The organism is Methylomonas sp. MK1, from assembly GCF_000365425.1.
Classification (GTDB): Bacteria; Pseudomonadota; Gammaproteobacteria; order Methylococcales; family Methylomonadaceae; genus Methylomonas.
The window spans coordinates 543,046-565,071 of record NZ_AQOV01000002.1; the positions used below are offsets into that span (position 1 = coordinate 543,046).

Here is a 22,026-nt window from a genome sequence, read left to right on the forward strand (position 1 = left end):
ATGGCCGAAATCGTCAAACGCAACAAGGCCCTGTCGGTCAATCCCCTAAAGGCTAGTCAGCCTACCGGTGGTTCCTTGGCTTGCTTGGGCTTTGATCGGGCGATCCCGATGCTGCACGGTTCACAAGGTTGCACCGCGTTTGCCAAGGTGTTTTTTGTCAGGCACTTTCGCGAACCTATTCCGTTGCAAACCACCGCGATGGATCAAGCTAGTTCGGTGTTGGGTGCGGACGAGAACGTCATCGAAGGCATCAAAGCCATCGCCGAAAAATCCAACCCAGCCTTGATCGCGGTTTTGACTACCGGTTTGGCAGAAACTCAAGGCTGCGACGTACATCGCAACGTCCGCGAATTTCGTGAGCGTTATCCGGAATATGCCCATGTAGCTGTGGTGGCAGTCAATACCCCGGATTTTACCGGCTGCGTGGAAACCGGTTATGCAGCGACGATTTACGAAATCGTCAAGGCCTTGGTGCCGGACGCGGAAAGTGCCGGGACCAAGCCGGGCAATCGCCAGCGCCAGATCAATTGTCTGGTCAGTCCTATGTTGACGCCGGGCGACCTGGAGGCTTTGCGCGATTTGATCGAACAGTTCAATTTACGCCCCGTGCTGGTGCCGGACTTGTCCGACTCGCTGGATGGCAGCCTGACCGACGACGATTTTTCGCCGGTCACCATCGGCGGCACGCCAGTGTCGGAGTTGGCGACTTTGGGTGAAGCTAAAGCCAGCTTGATAATCGGCGCGTCCTTACGCAAGTCCGGTGAGCTGTTGCAGGAAAAAACCGGCGTCCCCAGTTTCTATTTTGATCATCTTTATGGCCTGCAGGCTAACGACGCCTTGATCACTACGCTAGCTGACATCAGCGAAATGCCGGTGCCGCAAAAGATTGAACGGCAACGTGCGCAATTGCAGGATGCGATGCTGGATACCCATTTCATGCTCGGTCAACTGCGGGTGGCTATCGCTGCTGATCCAGATCAGCTCAATGCCTTGATTCATTTGGTGCAAGGCATGGGCGCGGAGGTGGTTACCGCAATCTGCGCCGGCAATACCCCGGTGCTGGCGACCGCACCAGTGGACAGCATCAAGATCGGCGACCTGGAAGACTTGGAAGTGATGGCGAAAGAGCGCAAAGCGCAATTGCTGATCGGCAACTCGCATGCAGTCGCCAGCGCTGAACGGCTAGGTATCCCCATTCTGCGCATCGGCTTTCCACTCTACGACATCATTGGCGGCTATCAAAAAACTTGGATTGGCTACCGGGGCACTCGGCAAACCTTGTTCGATTTAGCCAATCTGGTGATTAATTTTGCTCACGAAGAGATCGAGCCGTACTACTCGCCCTATGCGCAAAAACCCGAATCCGAACGTCAAGCCTGCTCGCCGTCATGTCATTAGCCCGCCGCATTCACGTTTTGCATACAAACGAACAGAGGATTTCCATGGAAACCGCTATTAAAGTCGCTTTTGCCACTACCGACATGGCGCACGTGGACCAGCATTTTGGTTCAGCCAAATCGTTTGCTGTCTACGCGGTCGATCCGGAACAGTCAGAATTCATGGAAGCCGCGCAATTTGGCGAACTCGCGCAGGATGGTAACGAAGACAAGTTGTCTGTAAAGATTCAGTTGCTGGAAGGCTGTGCGGCCGTTTATTGCCTGGCTATTGGTGCCTCGGCAGTGAAACAAATCGTCGCGCAAGGCATTCAGCCGATCAAAGTTCACGAAGGCAGCACTATCAAGGATCTGATAGCGGATTTACAGGCCGAAATGAAAGCCGGCCCATCCAGTTGGCTGGCCAAAGCCATCAACCAACACAAGGGACCGAGTCCTGAGCGCTTTAATGCGATGGAAGAGGAAGGCTGGGATGAATAGATTGGGTTGGGGGTAGCTCGTAAATAGTTAAAAGCCTTGGCGCGTCGGAATGGTTTTGCCCCGCATGCCGCGCCGAGCACCGGAGCTTTTGAACGGACAAATCGGCAGGATAGCCGATTTGCATGCGAAGCACCCGAAGGGCGAGGTACAGGGATGTACCGAGTGAGCAGCCCGGTAGGGGCGCCGCAGGGGCAGGAAGCCCCTTTCGGCAACCCCGTTCAAAAGCTAGGAGCGCAGGGAATAAGCGGCATCCGGGTGTCTTTTCTTTTGGATACTTTTCTTTGGACAAGCAAAGAAAAGTATCTCGCCTGTCGGTGCGAGAACCGACATTAAAACTGTCGTCGCGTTAGCGACACTCAATGAATACTTTTCAGTTAGGCCACAAACCTAACCAAACAAAAAACCAAAGGAGAACCACCATGGCCCAACCCGCATTAGTCGTCGAAGCAGGCGACCCGTTCATGAACTCGGAAATCGTCGTCGAGATGGTTAAACAATTACGTGCACTCGATACCTACGATACATATGAAGGCTGGTCGGAAGAAAAGATTATCGATCCGCTAGTGATGACCAAAGAACGCAAGCGTGAGATTCCGATCATCGGCGATCCAGACGAAATTACCTTGGCGCGCGTCAAAGCCTATTACAACTCCATCGCGTCGTTGATCGAGAAGAAAGGCGGCTTGATGGCGGTGCCGGTAATCAACATCACCCACGAAGGTTTTGGCCGGGCTTTGGTGCTGGTCGGTAAATTGATCGTGGTGGATAAAGTATTGCGTGATGTGCATCGTTTCGGTTTTCCTAGTCTGGAAGATTTGGCGGCAAAAACCGATGCAACGATCGAAAAAGCGCTGGGTTTGATCGCAACGTATAGAGAAGTAGCCGAAGCTTGAGGTGATTTATGAGCGACGAAGAACTGAAAGTATTGGAAAAAGACGTCAAGAAAGCCAAACGTATTGCTAGCGAGGCGGCATCCGTGTTGCATGATTTGATCGAAGACAGGCTGCCGGATGCCTATGGCGAATTGATGGGCATCGCGCAGGCGACTTATGACGCCTGCAAAGCCTGGGACGATGCCAACAAGAAGTTTTTGGCTGCCAGCAAAGAAACGGCCTAGGAGACGATCATGAGCGAATTTGTAACCGGCGTTACCTACGGTGGCACAGTCTGGACACCATCGTACGTTACCGATATCAATCAGCGTACCTGTATTGGCTGCGGTCGGTGCTTTAAGGTCTGTCCGCGTGATGTGTTCGATTTAATCGAAAAAGACGAAGCGTTGTCGGCCGAAGATTTCGGTGACGACTACGGCGACTTTGAGGACGATGACGATAACACCATGGTAATGAGCTTGAAGAACGCGGCTGATTGTATTGGTTGTGAGGCGTGCTCCAAGGTTTGTCCTAAGGATTGTTTTACGCATGAGCATAAGGCGGCGGCTTAGTTTGTGTCGCTAGCGCGATCGCTTATTTAGTTGCGTAGGGTGGGCACGGTTTTCTGTGCCCACGCGGTGAGGGGTAATGTGTCGCTGTTGCGACGGCTTTTTAGAAGTCGGGTCTCGGCCCGACGGCCGAGATACTTTCTTTTGCTTGGCCAAAAGAAAGTATCCAAAGAAAAGGCCACCCCGATACTGCTCAGATCCTGCGCGCCGCAGCGTTTATCGAGGGTCGGCAGAAGGGGCTTCCCAGCCCCTCCGCCGACGTGCGGCATCCCTGCCGCACCCCTTCGGGCTAATCTCGATAAACGCTACGGTGCTCGGCGCGGCATAGGGGATGAGGCTTGTCCCGTAATTACTAGGTTGCCCTAATAAATTCCAGATCGGGCTGCCGCAAGTTGAGGTAGCTTCACAATGTTTTGTAAAAGCCCTTTTTAGTTTTCTGGTGCTGGATGTAAATGTACGTGCATTGAGAGTAGAACGCTTGTCTCCCGTATGCTGCGCCGAGCACCGGAGCTTTTGAACGGACAAATCGGCAGGATAGCCGATTTGCATGCGCAGCACCCGAAGGGCGAGGTACATGGATGTACCGAGTGAGCAGCCCGTAGGGGCGCCGCAAGGATGCGGCGCGTTGCCGTAGGGGCAGGAAGCCCTGCGACCCCGCTCAAAAGCGAGGAGCGCAGGGGGTAAGCGGCATCCGGGCCGCCTTTTCTTTGGATACTTTCTTTTGGCGGAGCAAAAGAAAGTATCTCGGCTGTCGGTCCGAGAACCGACATGCAAATATCCGTCGCGATAGCGACACCAATTTTTCATTTTAAAAAGGAAAGCTATCATGCCTCGTCCCGATAAACACGTATTCGTCTGTACTCAAGCTCGTCCGCAAGGCCATCCGCGCGGCTCCTGTACCGCCAGCGGCTGTGCCGAGGTGATGAACGAGTTCATGAACCAAATTCAAGCGCGGAATCTGTTCGAGAAAATTGGTCTAACCAACACCGGTTGCATGGGGCCTTGCATGCTCGGACCCAGCGTGCTGGTCTATCCCGAAGGCGTCATGTACGGCAAAGTTACCAAAGATGACGTCAAAACCATCATCGATCAGCATTTGTTGGGTGGGGAGCCGGTCGCCGCCTTGGTCGCGCCAGCCGAGGTTTGGTAAACCATGAGTCAGCTCGGCTTTTTTGAAGAACGGGTTTTATTCAGTCCGGATGTGCCGGAAGAGGTGAATAAGCTGTTGCAGATGGCGGTGGCCGCCAGTCATGCCGACAAGCCCTTGGCGGAAAAGTATTTCAGACAGGCGCAAGCCTTGGATGGTACTTGTCTGCAAACCTATTTTGCCTTGTATAAGTTTTATTTTTACCAAGGCCGGTTGCTGGAAGCCGAGTGTGAAGTGATGGCGGCGCTGAATGAAGCTGCTCGACAGGGGGGATTTCCTGCCGACTACCGGCAATTGGGGCGCGAGTTGGAGCAGTGGGATATGTATGTCAGCGACATCGCTTTGTTCTACTTGTATAGCCTAAAAGCCCTGGCCTTTATCAAGTTGAGGCGGCAATTGGACGCGGAAGCCCAATCGATTCTGGTGCTGATGCGCGCGCTCGATCCTGAAGATCGTTCCGGGGCGTCGGTGATTATGGATTTGGCCGACGCCGTGATGGAGGATGCCGCATGAGTGCCGAGCAGGTCGCAGAACATGTGGCGGCAAGACGGGTTTTTGGGGAGAAAGTCTGCCAACGCATCACTGAAAATATCGTCAAGCTGGGTTTTCCGGTACAAACCGAACTCAGTCTGCCGAAATTTGACAGTGCCGAATTCAGCTTGGTGACCGATCCGTTTACCCAAACCCAAGATCTAGTGGGTTACTGGTACAGCGCTGGTAAGCAGCGTATCGGCCAGATCAAATTTCATGGCGACGGCAGTTTTTATGCCGAATATGACGTTGTGCAGCCGCACCCGACCAAAAAGCAGTGGTTTGTCGAAGCGATCAATGCCTGGGGGCAGCAAGACAACATTAAAACCGAAGCAAAATTGCTAGACATCCCGCAATAAGGGGGGGCAATGGCTAATCCAAAACGTTTGTACGAATTGCTGTTGGATTATTGCAGCAGCGATGCCGTGGTGGACAACCTGATGATTGGTTTAGTCTGGACTGTGTGCCAATCCCAGGGCAGGGCTACCGCCGGCTTGGCGATGAGTCCGGGTCAAAGCACGCGCACCTTGCCGTGGTCCGGTACTTTGGTTGGTAAACCGGTGACGGATTTGGCTGCTTGGATTACCGAATGGGAACCTTACAAGGCCACCGTGGCGATGGCAGCGATTAATAGCTGTATTAACGCCCGACCTTTACCGGAATCGGTGGTGCTGGACAGTCACGATGAGCACGCTAATCTGGCGGTGTTCGAGCATTTTTTGCCGCAATTGCAGGCCAAAAACGTGGTGGTGATCGGCCGCTATCCGGGTATCGAACGCTATCAGGACAAGATGAATTTAACCATTCTGGAGCGGCAGCCGTCGGCAGCCGATCTGCCGGATTCCGCGTGCGAGTTTTTATTGCCGCAAGCCGATTGGGTGTTCCTGACTGCCAGCAGCATTCCGAATAAAACCTTTCCGCGTTTGGTAGAGTTGTCCAGTCACGCCAAAACCGTATTGATGGGACCCACCGTACCGTGGCTGCCGCAGTTGCACGAGTTTGGCATCGATTATCTGGCTGGCGTGGAAATTGTCGATCAGGAAGCCTTGTACCACACCGCAGCCCAGGGCGGCGGTGTGCGGATTTTTAATAACGGTTTGCGCTATCGCGTCGCGGAATTGGCGCCACAAAGCAGTATCAGTTGGCTGAAACAACAAATCGCCGACTGTTTCAACGAAAGAACCCAACTCACTGAAGCGATGGAACAATGGTATCGCGACGGCAATAAGGCGCGTTTCCCGCATTACTCGTTGTTGGACCAAATTAACAGCCGGCTGTCGCGCTTGGATAGCAGCTTTAAATCGTTGTGGGATAGTTGTGCGCCTGGATAAGCAATGAATAACGCAGTACCGGAGGCGTTTCATAGTCACCGATTGTTATTGATGTACAAAGGCGATATTAGCGCCCTGACCCTGTTCGCTCAGCAGGCCGGCGGCAGCGTGTGCTTTCCGCAGTCCTTGCCGCCGCTGTCTGTCGCCTTCGATGAGGATGCGACGGTAACTGAAGGAAAAATCACCGTGCATCCGGCAACGCTGATCAGCGCCATCAATCGTCTGCTGGGGTTCGATAACGATTTACTGTATGCCGAAGCCGGTTATAAGGAATACGTCGATACCCCGAGAGGCGTCGTCACCGTCTACATGGCTAGGTTCAAACTATTGGACCCGCCGCATCGCTTGATGCAGACCTTAGGCTGCCAGATGCGCACACTACCGGAACTTCGAGGGCGTCCGCCCGCCGAAATGGAGTTGTTGCGTCGGGCTTACACCAAAATGATGGAGGGCTAATATGTTCGATATTATGGATTTTGGCATTGGTGAATTCACGGGCGATAACGGCTCGGAATCGCCTGCGCCCAACGGTCCGTATATCCCCGAAGCCAGCGAATGCATGCGCTGCGGTATGTGTGTCAGCAGCTGCCCGACCTTTCGTTTGTTCGAAATCGACGCCGAAACGCCCCGGCAGCGCATCCGTACGATCAGCAAAGTCTTGGTGGAGGAGGCACCGATCAGCGCTGAAGAGCGCGCCCATTTGGATAATTGTCTGCAATGCCGAGCTTGCGAAACCGCCTGTCCCAGCCGGATGAGTTACGGCGCCTTGTTCGATCAGGCCAGAGCGAAACTCCAGCAAACCGCTTCGCAGTCCTGGCTAGCCAAGCTGGCGATGTACCTAATAGAACATAAACGTCGGCGGCGTATGCTCTTGCCCCTAATGTCTTTGTATTTGCGTTCGGGTTTGCGAAAACCGCTGAGAGCCAGTGGCTTGCTGCGCAAATTAAAATTGGCCACCGCCGAAAGCTTGCTGAACGAGCCGGCCTTAGGCAGCTTGGCAGGGATTTATCCGGTCGGCAGACGCCAGCGGCAGCGCGGGCGAGTGGCTTTGTTTACCGGTTGTCTGGCCGAACATTTCGACCGCGCCACCCAGCGCGCCGCCATCAAATTACTCAATACCATAGGCTACGAAGTCGTGGTGCCGGAAGGTCAAGGCTGTTGCGGAGCGATTCATCAGCACAACGGCTGCTCCGCGCAAGCCTTGAAAGATAAAAATATCGAAGCGTTCTACGAGCTGGAAGTGGACGCGGTGATCTATGTCGCCAGCGGTTGCGGCGCCATGCTGACTGAATATCAAGGTGACGATAGCGAAACCGCCGGGTGGTTTGGCAAACGCTTGCAGGACATCAACGAATTTTTGTTGGCGCATTGGCCGGATAACCTAGAGCCCGCTGCCTCCAATTTAAATGTCGCGGTACACGAGCCTTGCAGCCAGCGCAATGTGTTGAAAAACGGCCGCGCCGTTCACGAGCTGCTGCGGAAAATCCCCGGTTTGAATATCGAAGCCTTGCCGGACAATCAACTCTGCTGTGGTGCCGGCGGCAGCTACATGCTTAGTCATCCCGAAAATGCCCAGCCACTGCGCAACGCCAAGCGCCAAGCCATCGAAGGCTCAGGGGCCGATGTGGTAGTGAGCAGTAATTTTAGCTGCGCGTTTTACCTCAATGCCGATCGCGCCGAAACCGCGCGAAAGCTGGTGCATCCGATTCGCTTGTTGGCCGATAGGGTGTAGTTCTGCGATTGTCTTAAAGCCCGGAGTGATTCGGCCGGGCGCATTGATTTGGGCTATTTTTTTGAGTTCGATATTCGAGCTCGCGTCATTTCAGCCACCACAAACTCTTCTTCCTGAAGATAACAAACTCGCGTGAGACCGGCGGTTAAACCACGAGAACGTTCAGCATTTTCAGACTTGCCGCCGTTGTATACAAAAGATCACCTTCAAGTGATTTTTACAAATATCGCCAGTCGATAAAAGTTGATTAAAAAGTTCAGTAGATTTACAGAGAATTTTGTGATAAAGATTGCAAAAAATTAATCAAGTCCGTCGCAAAGCGAGAATCGTTTTTTGCTGTTAACCTCGGCCGACATGTTCGTTTTGGGGTCGTAAGTGTTAGCCCCACAGTCAATCGAGAATGGCCGCGTATTCAGCCCAGTAAGGCGAAATCAAGCGTACGGTTGCCCGGAGACTGTCTATTGTCGGCTGACAAACCTATCACCCTAGCGGCAATGTTAGAGCGTAGCGGACACTTGGTTATATGCCTAAAGCTGTTGATCTTCCCGGCGCTCGCCTGAATGTTGTTTATCTGCGGCTCAACCGCAGCGCGGACAAGCGCTTATCCCAAAATTAAGGTTTCGCAGTAGTTTTAAAGTTTACGTAATCAAGGCACGAATGCATCAATAACTTTCAACACAAATGGAGGGATTATGAAAATCCGTCGACATCTTTGCTGGTTGTACGCTATAGACAGATCAGTTTTGCCGTTACTCATATTTAGCGCGTTGCTGCTGTTGGTTCCGGTGGCGCGCGCGGCCCAGCAAGATGGCGACGACAGGGCGACAGCGCCGCAAGCTCCTAGAATATTATTCCGTAGCGCCCTGGGGCCAAGAACTTCGCCTTTCGATCCGCCTACGCAAGACGTCTTTTTTACGGATGGCGGTGCAGGGTTGGATACCGGTTGCACCTTCAATAACGACCCCGGTCACCCGCTGGTAATCAGTGTGGTCATAGACAAGTTTGTGGGTGATGTCGATGCCAACGGTTATCTGGTCAATCCGGCGCCGCTGGTTTCGGCCGGTATTATTCCCGCCACTGTCGACATTATCATGCCTGCTTACGACATTGATGTTAATGGAACGCCGCCGCCGGAACGAGATGAAGCGTTGTTCAACGGACAAAGCCTGGGTTTTTTAACTGGCGACAACAACATTTGGAAGCTGAACAGCTTCAGCGTAGATATTCGTAAAATAAAGTTTCCTTCCCGTCCCGCCAGTGGCGGCAACGTGGTTCCGGTAATCAACAAAGTTCAAATCAATGTTGACACTTTGAGTAGCGGTCGTTGGTGCGCCGCTATCGACTGGGTTGCCTTGGTCATACCGGTGCGGCCTAAACTGGCGTTGGAGCTCAAGGTTATTGACGGCAACAAAATAAGGCAGAATGCCGGCTCTGCGACGATCGACACGATTTACCAGCAGGATTTCGATGCGGCCTGCAATGTGAGTACCCGCATAGGGCCGATTAACGAGTACCCCTTTTCCGGGCCCGCGACTTCAGGACTGTTTGGCTGGTTCAGCGGAGAATCGAAGCTCCGGGCAAAACTCAAAACCTGCCCCGAAAACAGCATCGATCCGCCGGAAATCAAAGCAGAATGGACCACCAGCGGTGGAGGGCCTGGCGGCACTACTACCTGGAACGGTTTCGAGGGAGACGTTACTGTCAAAATGCCGGACAAGGTTGGAAGTTATACGGTAGATTTCACCTACACCATCAATGGCACGCAGACTCTCACAGCAAGCCGTAAATTGTTTGTAACCAAGGGGTCACCTTTAGCTACTGTTGACCCGCCCCGATTAACTTGGTACGAAAAAGCTACCGATTGGGCTTCGGGGCAATCCGGCGACGATGCCATCATCAAGGGTGTGCTGGACGGCTTATATAGCTTTGGCGGCGCGAATTGGCGATATGGATACTGCAATTTTGTGCCCGGAGCAATTGCCAGCCGGTATGGATGCATCAACGCCTTTGGTGTGCCTATCCCTGTTATTCCCAAATGTATGTGGGAAGAGCTGCTTGTGGATCCAATTACGTGCAACTACTCCGACTGCTATGTTTTTAGCGATGTATTGACCCATATGACTGCTACCCTTGGTGTGAGTGGATTGTCAGCTGTGCCACCGGTAACGGCGCCGGGCGACAATCACTTCATAACTAGCGGTTCACCTTCGCTTGACCCGGCATTTCGCGGTAGCGCCAAACCGCTCGGTGGCGGAGCGTTTGATCGCTACTTTTTTTCGAGCCACAGCCTCGTCAAGCGCGGATGGTTTTTTCCGGATTACTACGACGCCACGTTTGATGGAGTCTACGGCAACAAAACTCAATTCATCGCATTCAACCTAACCGGCGCAACCGCAAACGATGCCGGGGGGAGAGAGTATTTTGTTACGTCGGAAGGAGCCAGGGTCTACGACCTTTTCAGCAGCCACTATGACGGTTGGGGCGACTACGAATATACGCTGCCGGCTGCTCCCGCTCCGAGGCTGTTAGCACCGGTGGTCATGGCCATGGTGAGCACTGAGCTGCAACTTCCGGGTACGGCAAGTTTCCGAACGCTGGATAGCAATGGCGACGGCGTATATGAAGGCCTTGCCACCGATATTGACGTGGAGGTATTGACCGCGGGTACCTACACCATAGTTGGACGGCTGGAAAAAAACCGCAATGTGGTGGCAAACCGGCCGGCTTACGAATCTCAGTTATCTAGTCGCGTTACCTTTGAAGCGAGCGCCACCGGTAGCCGCAAGGTCACTATTGTCTTTTCCGGGGAACTGATTTACCAGTCCGGGCAAGACGGCCCTTACGATCTGGTGTTGAGAGGTAACAACATCAATACTTCCCTGCAAACCCCGGCTTATGATCACCGTTCCTTCGGCGAGATACTGACCGCTATTACCGCAGTCAGCGATCAAGGTATTGATCAAAACAACGACGGCAAGTTGGAAGGGATTCGCGCCGATATTGACGTGAGTGGTCGCGCGGCCGGCAACTATCGTTTGCTAGGTGCATTGATCAAAAACGGTACAACTTTGGTCAACGCCAATGCCGAGGTCTCCATCGTGGCAGGCCAACAGACTATATCCTTGACTATCCCCGGGTTGCCGCTCAAGCGCTCCGGGCAGGACGGTCCCTATGAAGGCGTTGTGTCGCTGATCGACAGCAACAGTCATACCGTTTCCGACTTCGACTTCGTCACGGCGGCCTATCCGGCCAAGGACTTCGCCTCGGTGATCGAGCCGGTTGGGGCTCAGTCCGATCAAGGTGTCGACAGCAATGGTAACGGGCTTTACGACACCCTCTCCGTCTCCTTTGGCGCGTCGTTCTCCCGTGGTGGTACCTTCCTGCTGACCGGTACGCTCGGTAATGCTGCCGGGACCAACACCGTGTTTAGCGAACAGTTGATCACGGTAACGCCCGGCGTCAGGCAAGTGACGCTCAACTTTGCAGGTCCGGATATTTACGGGCAGCGTATCGACGGACCTTACCGCATAGAGGTTTCGCTTCGCGACCCGTCGAGTCAGGAAGTCATCGACCGGCTGGCGCTGCCGGAAGAAACCAAAGGATACCAATATACCGACTTCGATCCGACTCGAAATGTATCGGCGATTACCCTGACTGGTGCTTCGAACGACAACGGTGTTGATACGGATGGAAACGGCTTGTTTAATCAACTTCATGTCGGCGTCGCCGTCAAACTGATAAACAGCGGTACTTACGAATGGAGTGCTCGACTGGTCGATTCGCGCGGTACGGAGATCGGTTTCTATACGAGAAGGGCGTCCTTGAATGCCGGCAACAGCCAAATTGATTTTGTCTTCGACGGCACCCGAATCGGCAAGAATGGTAGAGACGGGCCTTATTTCGTGAAGAGCCTGTTGATGTACGGGACCAACACCAATCTGGTAGCCACCGATGTGGCCGCGACTTCGGCATATAAGGCCAGCGAGTTTGAAGGTTACGTAGCCAAAATGCCGGGCGATATCAACCTCGACGGTAAACTGGATCAGGCCGACGTGGCGTTGTTCCAGCAAAGTCTGGGCAGCGTAGTCGGGGATCCGAAGTACAATCCGGACGCGGACCTGGATGGCGACGGACGGGTTACGGTGAACGATCTGCGCATACTTCGCGATTTGATTAAGAAATCCAAACTATAACGCAATGTACGGAGCGGCCGGCGTCGTGGCCGCTTCATTTTGTTGATCGAACGAGCATAAACAAACCATGGGGTATTTCATGTCAAAAAAATCAACTCTTTGCGGAATTCTTTTTCTAAGCGGATGCACATTTTTGCAAACCGCAAGTGCGGCCTTCATTAATTTGACGCCCTCCAGTACGACGGCATTACTTGGCGATACCGTACAGGTGGCAATTTCGGCGGATATTGATGCAACGGAAGCTATCATCGGATTCGGTTTCGACCTGTCTTTGAGTCCGGGCGGGGTATTTGATTTTATAGGGTTTACCCCGGGAGCTCAGTTCGCCGACGACCCGTTAAATCTGGCCCCATTCAGTGATAGCGATGGGATTCGCGGTGCGTCGAACGGCGATTTGTTCTCCGGACCCGGCATTTTCGGAAATGGCATCCTGCTCGGCACGATAGACCTCAAGGCAGTCGGTATCGGGACCGGGATTCTTGGCCTCTTGGCCGACGATCTGAATTTCTTTTTCACAGAAGGACTTATTCCGGAAGACCCAGGATTAGTCAATTTTCTGCCACCGGTTACCGACACAAGTATAAGCGTAAGCGCAAACGGCAATATTCCCGAACCGTCGTTGCTGGCGCTGATTGGCGTTGGGCTGGTGACGATGGCGTTCGCCGTATCGGCCCGGCGAAAGGGCAAGGCAAGCCGCTGAGAAATGGCTTGCGGGCAATAAGTGCCTATCGTCGATTACCTCGTTCCACAAGCGCTCCAGGATAAGTAAAAAGGTATATCACCCGCTACCGCTGAAAATCCTGGAAACCGAGCGAGAAGGTTTTAGTACTCGATAACCGCTCAGGACAGGTTTTCTTCGATTAGCTACGAAAATCTGCACGGCATCGGGACTCCCCGCGTCAAGTCAACAAGAGCCTATGTTTCGACCCCGTGTTGGGTCGGAACGAGGTGACGCGGACGAATCGCTACGCCGAAGGCATAAGCTGTCGTGTAGTTTGTGCCAATTTTTTAGCGGGATGTCCGAAAAAATCCCCTGGCAAAAATAGTGACTTTCCGGGCCGTGAGTCTGGAAAAATGCCAACAATCAGATGCAACCCCATTCCGGAATCTGACAACACTATCTTCAGAAAACTCCTTCATCCAAAGTTAAGCCGTTCCTAATACATTCTTAATTAAACCCTCAGGCTTTCTCTCATCTTGCCTGTGTAATCTACAAACCCAAGCGAACAGGGATTATTAACCCGTTCGCATCAGGTTGGGTTTCCAGGGACGGTGACCCTTAGTCATTGGATAAAGACGATATAGGGGTTAAGCCATCATGCCACTCGGTTTGGGAAATATTTTCAACGGGCTTTTTAAACAGTACGGTCACACGGTCATTCTGTTGCTGCGCGTCATTGACGTTGCCATGTTGTTTGCTGCCGCTTGGGTGACTCACTATTTCTGGTTGCGCGAATATGTTGTGGATCAGGATTACCGGATCGTCATCGCGCTGGGCATACTCGGCGCCATCATCTTCTTTGAAATTGGGCAGGTGTATCGGCCATGGCGTAACGACGCGATGCGCGGCGAGATTGCTCGTATCGTCAGAGGCTGGATCTCTGCTTTGGTGGCGGTGGTGTCTATCGTCGCCTTAATCAGACTGCATTTTTGGTTCGGTTCCAGTTATCGCTGGATTGCTTCCTGGGGCGTGCTGGGCTTGGTCTTCGTGCTGGTGGCACGCGGGGTGCTGTCGCAAGTTTTACTTTTCTTGCGGGCTCGCGGCTGGTCGCAGGGCCGCATTGTGATGGTGGGTTTGAATCAAATGGCGGTGGCGGTGGCGCGGCAGTTGAATCATTCGTCCTGGGCTGGCCTGCAAGTGATCGGTTATGTCGATGATCGTTCGGAAGAACGTCAGGCAATCAGCGATTACGTCTTACCAAGACTGGGTACACTGGACGATTTGCCCAGCATTATTTCCAGTCAATCTATTGACGAAGTGTGGGTGGCCTATCAAGGCGAATCGTTGACCGAACGTGCCCAATATCAACTGCGTCATCTGCCGGTCAGTATTCGCTTGGTGATCGATTGTTTTGCCTTCAAACAAAGTAAATTCCTCAGTTTGAACACCGTGGCGGGTATTCCCACGCTGGATTTCTCCGTGTCGCCGCTGCACGGCATCAATCGCTACATCAAAGAGATTGAAGATCGTCTACTGGCTTTGATCCTGTTATTGCTGATCAGCCCCTTGATGTTATTTCTGGCGCTGGGTGTGAAGCTGAGTTCACGCGGTCCGGTGTTTTATCGTCAGGAGCGGGTGGGTTGGAATAATCGTTCGTTCACCATGTTGAAGTTTCGCTCGATGCCGGTCGATGCCGAGGCTAAAACCGGCGCGGTTTGGGCCAAGCCCGGCGAGAATCGCGCGACGCCATTTGGCGCTTTCTTACGCAAAACCAGCCTGGACGAACTGCCGCAATTGATTAATGTGTTGCGTGGCGATATGTCTCTGGTAGGTCCACGCCCTGAGCGTCCTGACTTTGTCGAAGTGTTTAAGGATCAAGTCCCCAACTACATGAAAAAACACATGGTGAAAGCCGGCATCACCGGTTGGGCGCAAGTCAACGGCTGGCGCGGCGACACCGATTTGAACCGCCGTATCGAACATGATTTGTATTACATCCAGCATTGGTCGCTGTGGTTTGATCTGGAGATCGCCTTCCGCACCGTGCTGACCGGCTTTATCAATAAAAACGCCTACTAAGGAAACGCTTACATGTTTAGATTGATTCCCATCATGCTGATTTTAACCTTGCCCGGTTGTTTCCTGGCGCCGGGCATGGATATGAATATCGATAACGGTCTGACCGAAATCGAGATGCCGATGAAAAAAGACGGGCAATTGGTTAAGGAAAAAGTCCGCATCGTGCCGATTACCGCCGATTTGATCATCGAGCGGGAGAATAACCGTCAGCAGGCCATTAATAGCCTGCCACCTGTAGACCCCAACAAAACCAGCTACCGCATTGGTCCGCAAGATAGATTGCAGATTACGGTCTGGGAGCATCCGGAACTGAACGATCCCGGCGGCGAGAAAATCATGCCGGAACTGGCCGGTAAAGTCGTGGATGAGAACGGCGACCTGTATTACCCCTATGTCGGCAGCATTCATGTGGCTGGTAAAACCGTCAGCGAAGCCCGCGCCGACTTGACCCGCGAACTGTCCAAATATTTCAAAAAGGTCAAGCTCGACATTCGCGTGCTGTCCTTCCAGGCCCACCGAGTAGCGGTGGTGGGCGAAGTCGTGCGTCCCGGTGTGCAAACCATGAACGAAACGCCTTTAACCGTAGCGGAAGCCATCACCCGCGCAGGCGGCTCGACCAAAGACTCGGATTTTGCCAATGTGGCGCTGGCCCGCGACGGCAAACTTTACAAGCTGGATGTGCAGTCCATGTACGAAAAAGGTCTGACCACCCAGAACCTGCTGTTGAAAGACGGCGACGTGCTGAATGTCGGCGATCAAAAAGACAGCAAGGTGTTTGTGATGGGCGAGGCCAATCGCCAGCAAGCCATTCAGATCAACAAGGGCCGCATGAGTCTGTCGCAAGCTTTGGCCGAAGCGTCCGGGGTTGATTTCAATACCTCGCGGCCTGGCGATATTTATGTCATTCGCGCCGGCGACATGCATCCCGAGATATTTCAACTGGATGCCGAATCGCCCGACGCGATGATTCTGGCCGACCAATTTCCGCTGCAAGCCCACGACACGCTGTTCATCGGTACCGCCGGTGTCACGCAATGGTCGCGGGTGCTGAACCAGATTTTACCTGGCTCGTTTACCGCAATCATGTCGCAAGCCGCGATGATGGGGATGTAACAAATGATTTACTCACAAAACGAAGCCACGCCGGTATTGCAGCCGCTCAGTCAGTCGCGGATGACAGAGCCTAGCGTCAGTATTCGCGACTACGTCGATTTGCTGATCGAAGGCCGTAAAACCATATTTATCGCGCTGTGTTCGGTGTTGCTGGTCACCACGGTTTATCTGGTGCTGGCGCCGCGCACCTACAAGGCCGATGCCTTGTTGCGGATCGATAAAAACAAGGCCTTGCTGTCCGCGACGTTACGCAGCGAAAACAACCAAGCGCCTGCGGAAGCGGAAAGCCCGCGCGCACAGCGGGAAGTGGAGATTTTGCGCTCGCGTTCGGTGTTGGGCAAAGTCGTGGATAACCTGAATTTGACCATAGAAACCGAGCCTTACTTTTTTCCGTTGATCGGCGAAACGCTGGCGCGCCGGCACGATGCCCATGACGGTATAGCGGATGCCTGGTGGGGCTTCAGCCGCTGGGCCTGGGGTGGCGAGAAATTGAAAATCGCCGCGTTCAGCGTGCCGGATCGCTATCTTGAAAAGGAATTTACCTTGATCGCGCTGGAAGCCGGTCGTTTCCAATTAATCGATCCACGCGGCGACGAATTGTTGGCGGGCCAAGTTGGCGAAGTATTGAGTGCCGAAATCGGCGAGAAAACTCCGGTGACCATTAAAGTCGAAACCCTGGAAGCGCATCCAGGTACGCATTTTGAATTAACCCGTCGCACCGCGCTGTCGGCCATTGAAACGCTGCAAAAAGCCTTTGCGGTCAAAGAAGTGTCCAAGGACACCGATATTCTGAGCGTGGAATTGAAAGGCCGCGACCCGGAGCAACTGGCCAAATCGGTGAACGATATTGCGGCAATTTACGTGAATGCCACGGTGAATTGGGAGTCGGCGGAAGCCTCGCAAAAACTGGGCTTTCTGGAAAGCCAGTTGCCCATCGTCAAGGAACGTCTGGAAAAAGCCGAGCAAGGTTTGAGCGCGTATCGCCAGCAACATGGCGCGGTGGATATTTCCGCGGAAGCCGAGATCTTGTTGAAACAGGCTTCGGATATGGAAACCCTGGGCATTCAACTCAAACAAAAATACGACGAACAAAGCCAGCGCTTGGAATCCGAGCATCCGGACATGATCTCTACCAACGCGCAGATCAAACGCGTGAATAACAAATTAGCGGCTTTGGAAAAGCGCATCAAGGATTTGCCGAAAACCCAGCAAAACATGGTGAGTTTGTCGCGTGACGTGCAGGTAAATACCGAGCTGTATACCTCCTTGCTGAACAGCGCCCAGGAACAACGTATCGCTGCCGCCGGTTCCTTGGGTAACTCGCGGATTGTGGATTTTGCGGTCACGCCGGAAAAACCTTATTGGCCCAAACCGGGCTTGTTGTTGGCGATTGCCGGTCTGTTTGGCTTGAGCCTGGGCTCGGCTTTGATTTTCCTCAGACATTCCTTGCAACGCCACGATAACTATCCGGCCTTACTGGAATATCAAGTCGGCTTGCCATTGTTTGCCGCGATTCCGCACAGCAAAAAGCAGCATAAACTGGGACGCTTGCTGGGTAAGGATAAAGACAACGGTATTTTGGTCAGTCAAGATCCGCTGGATATTTCCGTCGAGTCATTGCGCGGCCTGCGCACGACGCTTGAAGCCACGTTAGCCCAACACGAAAGCAAGGTGATCATGGTTAGCAGTCCGGCGCCGGGCATGGGTAAATCCTTTGTCAGCGCTAACTTGGCGGCCTTGCTGGCCAGTATCAAAAAACGGGTGTTGGTGATTGACGCAGATATGCGCAATGGCCGTTTGCACGATACCTTTTCGATAGGCAAGCAACCGGGCTTGTCCGATTTGTTGGCCGGTCGGGCCACGCTGGGCGAAGTGATCGTCAGCTTGCCGGGTGTGGGTATCGATTTGATTCCGCGCGGCAATATGGTGTTAAACCCCGCCGAACTGCTGGTGCTGGGCGAATTGTCGGAAACCCTGGAACAGCTGAAAAGCTTTTATAACCATATCGTGATCGATTCCCCGCCAATTCTGGGTGCCACTGATGCAGCGATTTTAGGCAAACACGCCGACGCCACGTTCCTGGTGGTGAAAGAAGGCCGCTACACCGCGCAGGAACTGGAAGTCAGCGCCCGCCGCTTCCAACAGGTTGGTATCAAACCCAACGGCTTCATCATCAACGATATGAAAGAAGGCTCGTCTTACTATCCGTATTACGGCTATGCCTATCAACGCGCCGATCAGGAACCGAAGGACGAATCCAGCTGGAGCGATAAATATCATGCGGTGGGCGATTGGCTGGGTAAACAGTTGGACAGGGAGCTGTTGCCGGTTCCTGCCGAGTCCGACGAGCGGGTTTAAATAACGCCGATGATAATCCGCCTGGAAAAAGACCTGCCGGTGCTGTTAATTGCGCTGGTCGGCGCGTCAACGGTGGCATCGCTGCCGCAAGTAGAATCGGCTTGGGCCGGTATCAAGGAAGTCTACGGCGAACAGGAAATGGGTTTGCGGATTCTGCGTGAGGCCTTGTTGGCTGTGCTGATCGTTTACGCCTGGCTGGAACCGCGTCTACGCAACGGGATTTTTACTAGTTCGGTATTGGCGTTTCTGGGGGTGATTTGCACCTATGTGTTGTTTGAAGTGGGTTATGCCTTGTATCTGGATTTGCCGCTGGTCGTGCCGATGACCGGCCTGCGAGTGTTCGAATATTTACCGGTGGCCCTGATCGGCTTTGTCACCAGCCGCTTGGGCGCCGGCGATTACGTGTTGCACAAGTTCGCCAGCTATCTGCGCTATTACCTGGTGTTGCAAACCGGTCTGGCCCTGGCCCAAGCCCTGTGGGCGCCGCCCTTGTTCGGCGTGTCGATGTTGGGCGGTGGCCGGCCGTTTGGCACTTTCGTCAGTCCTAATTTATTCGGGGCGACGATGGCGACTTGCGCGCTGGTGTTTGCGGTGGTGCCCGGCATGCGCCGCTGGTTGGCGTTAAGCGTATTTTTAGCCTTGCTCAGCGGTTCGCGTACCGCGTTTATCAGTTCGCTGTTGGTGGTGTTTTTTCAGGTTTACGCCGCATTGCGGCCGCGCGATCGCTGGGCTTTAGTGATGCCGGCGCCAATTTTGGCGGTAGGCGCGTTGATTTTGGCGTCCAGCCCCTTATTGAGCGGTCGAGATGATGCCGATCCCACGCAAGACGGCCGGATTGATTTATGGCAAAGAGTGTTTGCCAATCATGTGCACGATCCGATGGATGTATTGTTCGGTTGGGGTTTGGGTTTGAGTTCCAACACCGTCAATCTGCTGTTTGGTGCCGAGTATTTTCCTGGCCAGTTCGATTCCGATAGCCTGTATTTGTTCTTGTTGAACGGCTACGGCGTGATCGGCTTGTTGGCGTATCTGACGTTTTTATGGATCACGACACGGATGTCTGTCCACCCCAATAAAGGTCTGGTGACCATGTTTATCTTCGCGGCTGGGCTGACTTTCAATATGTGGGAGTATTTTCCGCAGAATGCCTTGTTGATGTTGTTGTGGGGCATGATGGTAGGTGCCGCGGCGAGAAAGCACGGAGTTGCTTCTTCGGACACCCTGCAAGCACCGGTATCCGCGCAAACCAATTATTCGCAGCATTGGCGATAACCCTTGCATATGTTTAGTACCTTAAAAAATTCCAAATTATGCGGCGATGCCTTTTGGGCTTTGTTCGGCCAGGCCGCGTCGGCGCTAGCCTTGTTGCTGGGAACACGCTTGCTGACCGAATTGGTTAGTCCTGCGGTTTACGGTCAAGTAGCGTTGTTGAACGGTTTTGTGGCGTTGGGCGTGGCGGTGTTTTCTTACCCGTTTATCTGCGCCGGCATGCGAATGGTGCCGGAATGCCAAAATCCGGCTGAGCGCGACGGTTTACATGTTGCTGTCTTAGGTTTGACCTTGCAAGCCACCGCGCTGTCGATTGGTTTGTTGATATTGGGCGGTTTTGCCTACGGCTATTTTACCGATAGCAGCTCCGTGCTGTTTTTGTTGGCCGGTGTATTGTTGGCGAGTACGGTACAGCGCGAACTGGGCATACAGTTGGCGATAGGCGAGCGCAAACAGCGCTTGGCCAGTCTTTGGCAAACCAGCGACAGTGTGTTGAGACCCGCGTTGGCAATAGCACTGGTCTGGTGGCTGGGCGGTAACCCGCAATCGGTATTGCTGGGTTATATCCTGGCCAGTTTGCTGTCCAATCTGGTTTGGATCGTGGTGAAACGCCGCAACGCCGAACGGATGCCAACGACCGCCAGTCGGTGTTTCCGCCGCGAAGTCTGGGTTTATGCCTTGCCCCTGATTCCTATGGAGTTGATTTTCTGGATCAACGGTTTGGGTGATCGCTATGTGATCGGCTATTTGCAGACCGCCGCCGACGTCGGTTTGTATGCCGCAACGTATATGATCGTCAACGAGGCCTTCAACCGCAGCGCGATGGTGTTGCTGCGCACCTTTCAGCCGGCTTATTTTCAAGCCTTTTCTGGACAGCAATTGCAAAAGGCCTTTTCTATTTTATGGCTCTGGATAGTCAGTGTCGCAGCTTTGGGCGCGGTCGGTTTGCTGCTGTTGCTGCTGACTAAGGATTGGGTGGCTTCTTTGGTATTGGCAAAATCCTATCACGCCGCGGTGGATTTAATGCCGGCCATGGCGCTTGGCTGCGCCTTGCATGCTTTGGGTACCGCAGTGGCGCAACCCTTACTGGCACATAAACGCACCAAAACCTTGTTGAAAGGGCGCTTGTGCGGTGCGGTGACGGCGGCGATGACGATTCCCTTACTGGTTAGCCAATACGGCTTGCCTGGCGCGGCTTGGGCCAATCCGGTCTATTTCGGTATCGAAGCCTTGGTGTTGGCGCTGTTGGCAAAACCCTGGCAAGCGGACCACCGCTCCATGCCTGAGACTATTCAAACATTGAGACAAGAGCCGCTAGCGGCGGATGCTTAAAAGTGACAACGGTGAACACGATGACATACGCAACAATGACAACAGAGATTTACGGCGAAGTGCTGCGCGCATGCGTGGCTTGCGGTGCTGAAAAAATCGGTTTTTGGCGGCAAAAAGACTATCTATACACCGATAGCGCCAGCAGAAAGGCGTTTCAGATTTATCGCTGCGCGTGCTGCGGCACCGGATTTTTGAATCAACCGCCGCATCGGCAGTGGTTGCAAGCCATCTATCAATACTCGGGGCAGGCGCTGACGCAACCGATTACGCTGGACGAAGTATTGGCAAGGGAAGAGGCTTTTCCTAACTGCATCGTGGATGCCAAGCGTATGGCGCTGCACGCCGATCAATTGAATAAGTCCGGCAATCACCGGGCTTTGGATATTGGTTCCGGCTTTGGCTTTTATACCCGCGCCTTGCGTTTGCTGGGTTATCGCACCGTCAGCATCAATCCCGGCCAGTATGAAAATCGGGTATTCCAGGATTTAAACGGCGACCAGCCTTTGCCGATCATGTTCGAGCAGTATCAGGCGGAGCAAGCCTTTGGCGTCGTGGTGATGTCGCAAGTGTTGGAGCATTTGCTTGAGCCGGACCGCACTATCGCCAGAGTGTCCGATTTGCTGGAAAGCGGCGGCGTGCTGGCGTGCGCGGTGCCTAACTACGCCTCGTTCTTGGTCAAATTACTGGGCACCAAGGAAAACGCCTGCCTGTGGGTGCCGGAGCACGTGAATTACTTTACCGAGCAAGGCCTGAAAAGCTTGCTGGAACGCAACGGTTTACAGGTGGTTAAATCCGAGCAAGTCACCCGGATTCAGTATAACGCGCTATCCAGGCGCTTGGGTCTGACAGGCGGCTTGGCAAAGCTGGCCGACACATTGGTGAAGTATGCGCAGATACCGTTCGCCGCTTTAATGGATGGCTTGGGTTTGGGTATTTATGTGAATGTTTATGCGGTGAAGAAATAA

General features: G+C 53.5%; 19 protein-coding genes. All 19 read left to right on the top strand.

The features are described from left to right. The 19 genes from nifN (at position 1) to G006_RS0119450 (ending at position 22,026) form a co-directional block, all read left to right on the top strand. Positions 1–1,398 carry a nitrogenase iron-molybdenum cofactor biosynthesis protein NifN gene (gene nifN, locus G006_RS0119360; protein WP_020484881.1) on the top strand — a complete coding sequence of 466 codons (1,398 nt, stop codon included), beginning with the start codon at positions 1–3 and terminating at the stop codon, positions 1,396–1,398. Positions 1,399–1,442: 44 nt separating this feature from the next. Next, on the top strand, positions 1,443–1,874 hold the full coding sequence (gene nifX / locus G006_RS0119365) for a nitrogen fixation protein NifX (protein ID WP_026602059.1): 432 nt from the start codon (positions 1,443–1,445) through the stop codon (positions 1,872–1,874). A 419-nt stretch (positions 1,875–2,293) separates the two neighbouring features. Beyond that, the gene (locus tag G006_RS0119370) at positions 2,294–2,767 is read left to right on the top strand and encodes a NifX-associated nitrogen fixation protein (protein WP_020484883.1); all 474 of its coding nucleotides are present in this window, start codon (positions 2,294–2,296) and stop codon (positions 2,765–2,767) included. 8 nt (positions 2,768–2,775) lie between these two features. Further along, a complete protein-coding gene (locus tag G006_RS0119375) occupies positions 2,776–2,991 on the top strand; it encodes a CCE_0567 family metalloprotein (protein ID WP_020484884.1) in 216 nt (71 codons plus the stop codon). 9 nt (positions 2,992–3,000) lie between these two features. Then, on the top strand, positions 3,001–3,318 hold the full coding sequence (gene fdxB, locus G006_RS0119380; protein ID WP_020484885.1) for a ferredoxin III, nif-specific: 318 nt from the start codon (positions 3,001–3,003) through the stop codon (positions 3,316–3,318). A gap of 823 nt (positions 3,319–4,141) precedes the next feature. Continuing rightward, complete coding sequence (locus G006_RS0119385; protein ID WP_020484886.1) at positions 4,142–4,465, top strand: (2Fe-2S) ferredoxin domain-containing protein; 324 nt, start codon at positions 4,142–4,144, stop codon at positions 4,463–4,465. A 3-nt stretch (positions 4,466–4,468) separates the two neighbouring features. After that, positions 4,469–4,975 (top strand): hypothetical protein, encoded by a 507-nt coding sequence (locus G006_RS0119390; RefSeq protein ID WP_020484887.1) that lies wholly within the window; start codon positions 4,469–4,471, stop codon positions 4,973–4,975. Then, positions 4,972–5,352, top strand: coding sequence for a hypothetical protein (locus tag G006_RS0119395; protein ID WP_020484888.1), 381 nt, complete (start codon positions 4,972–4,974; stop codon positions 5,350–5,352). The genes G006_RS0119390 and G006_RS0119395 overlap by 4 nt, the downstream gene beginning before the upstream one ends. A gap of 9 nt (positions 5,353–5,361) precedes the next feature. Continuing rightward, positions 5,362–6,324 (top strand): DUF364 domain-containing protein, encoded by a 963-nt coding sequence (locus G006_RS0119400; protein WP_020484889.1) that lies wholly within the window; start codon positions 5,362–5,364, stop codon positions 6,322–6,324. A 3-nt stretch (positions 6,325–6,327) separates the two neighbouring features. Beyond that, the gene (locus tag G006_RS0119405; protein ID WP_020484890.1) at positions 6,328–6,780 is read left to right on the top strand and encodes a hypothetical protein; all 453 of its coding nucleotides are present in this window, start codon (positions 6,328–6,330) and stop codon (positions 6,778–6,780) included. Between the two features lies 1 nt (position 6,781). After that, on the top strand, positions 6,782–8,056 hold the full coding sequence (locus G006_RS0119410) for a (Fe-S)-binding protein (protein WP_020484891.1): 1,275 nt from the start codon (positions 6,782–6,784) through the stop codon (positions 8,054–8,056). A gap of 692 nt (positions 8,057–8,748) precedes the next feature. Continuing rightward, the gene (locus tag G006_RS0119415) at positions 8,749–12,249 is read left to right on the top strand and encodes a dockerin type I repeat-containing protein (RefSeq protein WP_033194290.1); all 3,501 of its coding nucleotides are present in this window, start codon (positions 8,749–8,751) and stop codon (positions 12,247–12,249) included. A gap of 79 nt (positions 12,250–12,328) precedes the next feature. Continuing rightward, positions 12,329–12,949, top strand: coding sequence for a PEP-CTERM sorting domain-containing protein (locus tag G006_RS0119420; protein WP_160167684.1), 621 nt, complete (start codon positions 12,329–12,331; stop codon positions 12,947–12,949). 618 nt (positions 12,950–13,567) lie between these two features. Next, complete coding sequence (locus tag G006_RS0119425) at positions 13,568–14,989, top strand: undecaprenyl-phosphate glucose phosphotransferase (protein ID WP_020484894.1); 1,422 nt, start codon at positions 13,568–13,570, stop codon at positions 14,987–14,989. A gap of 12 nt (positions 14,990–15,001) precedes the next feature. Continuing rightward, positions 15,002–16,102 carry a polysaccharide biosynthesis/export family protein gene (locus G006_RS0119430; RefSeq protein WP_020484895.1) on the top strand — a complete coding sequence of 367 codons (1,101 nt, stop codon included), beginning with the start codon at positions 15,002–15,004 and terminating at the stop codon, positions 16,100–16,102. 3 nt (positions 16,103–16,105) lie between these two features. Further along, positions 16,106–18,460, top strand: coding sequence for a polysaccharide biosynthesis tyrosine autokinase (locus G006_RS0119435; protein ID WP_020484896.1), 2,355 nt, complete (start codon positions 16,106–16,108; stop codon positions 18,458–18,460). 9 nt (positions 18,461–18,469) lie between these two features. Next, the gene (locus G006_RS0119440) at positions 18,470–19,732 is read left to right on the top strand and encodes an O-antigen ligase family protein (protein WP_020484897.1); all 1,263 of its coding nucleotides are present in this window, start codon (positions 18,470–18,472) and stop codon (positions 19,730–19,732) included. Positions 19,733–19,741: 9 nt separating this feature from the next. Further along, entirely contained in the window at positions 19,742–21,061 is a 1,320-nt protein-coding gene (locus G006_RS0119445) for a lipopolysaccharide biosynthesis protein (RefSeq protein WP_020484898.1), read from the top strand. Between the two features lie 20 nt (positions 21,062–21,081). Beyond that, complete coding sequence (locus G006_RS0119450; protein WP_026147180.1) at positions 21,082–22,026, top strand: class I SAM-dependent methyltransferase; 945 nt, start codon at positions 21,082–21,084, stop codon at positions 22,024–22,026.

Bases quoted from the DNA above. Each gene is read 5' to 3' on its own strand.
- G006_RS0119410 (WP_020484891.1), top strand. From the start codon at position 6,782: ATGTTCGATATTATGGATTTTGGCATTGGTGAATTCACGGGCGATAAC.
- G006_RS0119405 (WP_020484890.1), top strand. From the start codon at position 6,328: ATGAATAACGCAGTACCGGAGGCGTTTCATAGTCACCGATTGTTATTG.
- G006_RS0119435 (WP_020484896.1), top strand. From the start codon at position 16,106: ATGATTTACTCACAAAACGAAGCCACGCCGGTATTGCAGCCGCTCAGT.
- G006_RS0119395 (WP_020484888.1), top strand. From the start codon at position 4,972: ATGAGTGCCGAGCAGGTCGCAGAACATGTGGCGGCAAGACGGGTTTTT.
- fdxB (WP_020484885.1), top strand. From the start codon at position 3,001: ATGAGCGAATTTGTAACCGGCGTTACCTACGGTGGCACAGTCTGGACA.
- G006_RS0119415 (WP_033194290.1), top strand. From the start codon at position 8,749: ATGAAAATCCGTCGACATCTTTGCTGGTTGTACGCTATAGACAGATCA.
- nifX (WP_026602059.1), top strand. From the start codon at position 1,443: ATGGAAACCGCTATTAAAGTCGCTTTTGCCACTACCGACATGGCGCAC.
- G006_RS0119420 (WP_160167684.1), top strand. From the start codon at position 12,329: ATGTCAAAAAAATCAACTCTTTGCGGAATTCTTTTTCTAAGCGGATGC.
- G006_RS0119370 (WP_020484883.1), top strand. From the start codon at position 2,294: ATGGCCCAACCCGCATTAGTCGTCGAAGCAGGCGACCCGTTCATGAAC.
- G006_RS0119440 (WP_020484897.1), top strand. From the start codon at position 18,470: ATGATAATCCGCCTGGAAAAAGACCTGCCGGTGCTGTTAATTGCGCTG.
- nifN (WP_020484881.1), top strand. From the start codon at position 1: ATGGCCGAAATCGTCAAACGCAACAAGGCCCTGTCGGTCAATCCCCTA.
- G006_RS0119400 (WP_020484889.1), top strand. From the start codon at position 5,362: ATGGCTAATCCAAAACGTTTGTACGAATTGCTGTTGGATTATTGCAGC.
- G006_RS0119390 (WP_020484887.1), top strand. From the start codon at position 4,469: ATGAGTCAGCTCGGCTTTTTTGAAGAACGGGTTTTATTCAGTCCGGAT.
- G006_RS0119375 (WP_020484884.1), top strand. From the start codon at position 2,776: ATGAGCGACGAAGAACTGAAAGTATTGGAAAAAGACGTCAAGAAAGCC.
- G006_RS0119450 (WP_026147180.1), top strand. From the start codon at position 21,082: ATGACATACGCAACAATGACAACAGAGATTTACGGCGAAGTGCTGCGC.
- G006_RS0119425 (WP_020484894.1), top strand. From the start codon at position 13,568: ATGCCACTCGGTTTGGGAAATATTTTCAACGGGCTTTTTAAACAGTAC.
- G006_RS0119445 (WP_020484898.1), top strand. From the start codon at position 19,742: ATGTTTAGTACCTTAAAAAATTCCAAATTATGCGGCGATGCCTTTTGG.
- G006_RS0119430 (WP_020484895.1), top strand. From the start codon at position 15,002: ATGTTTAGATTGATTCCCATCATGCTGATTTTAACCTTGCCCGGTTGT.
- G006_RS0119385 (WP_020484886.1), top strand. From the start codon at position 4,142: ATGCCTCGTCCCGATAAACACGTATTCGTCTGTACTCAAGCTCGTCCG.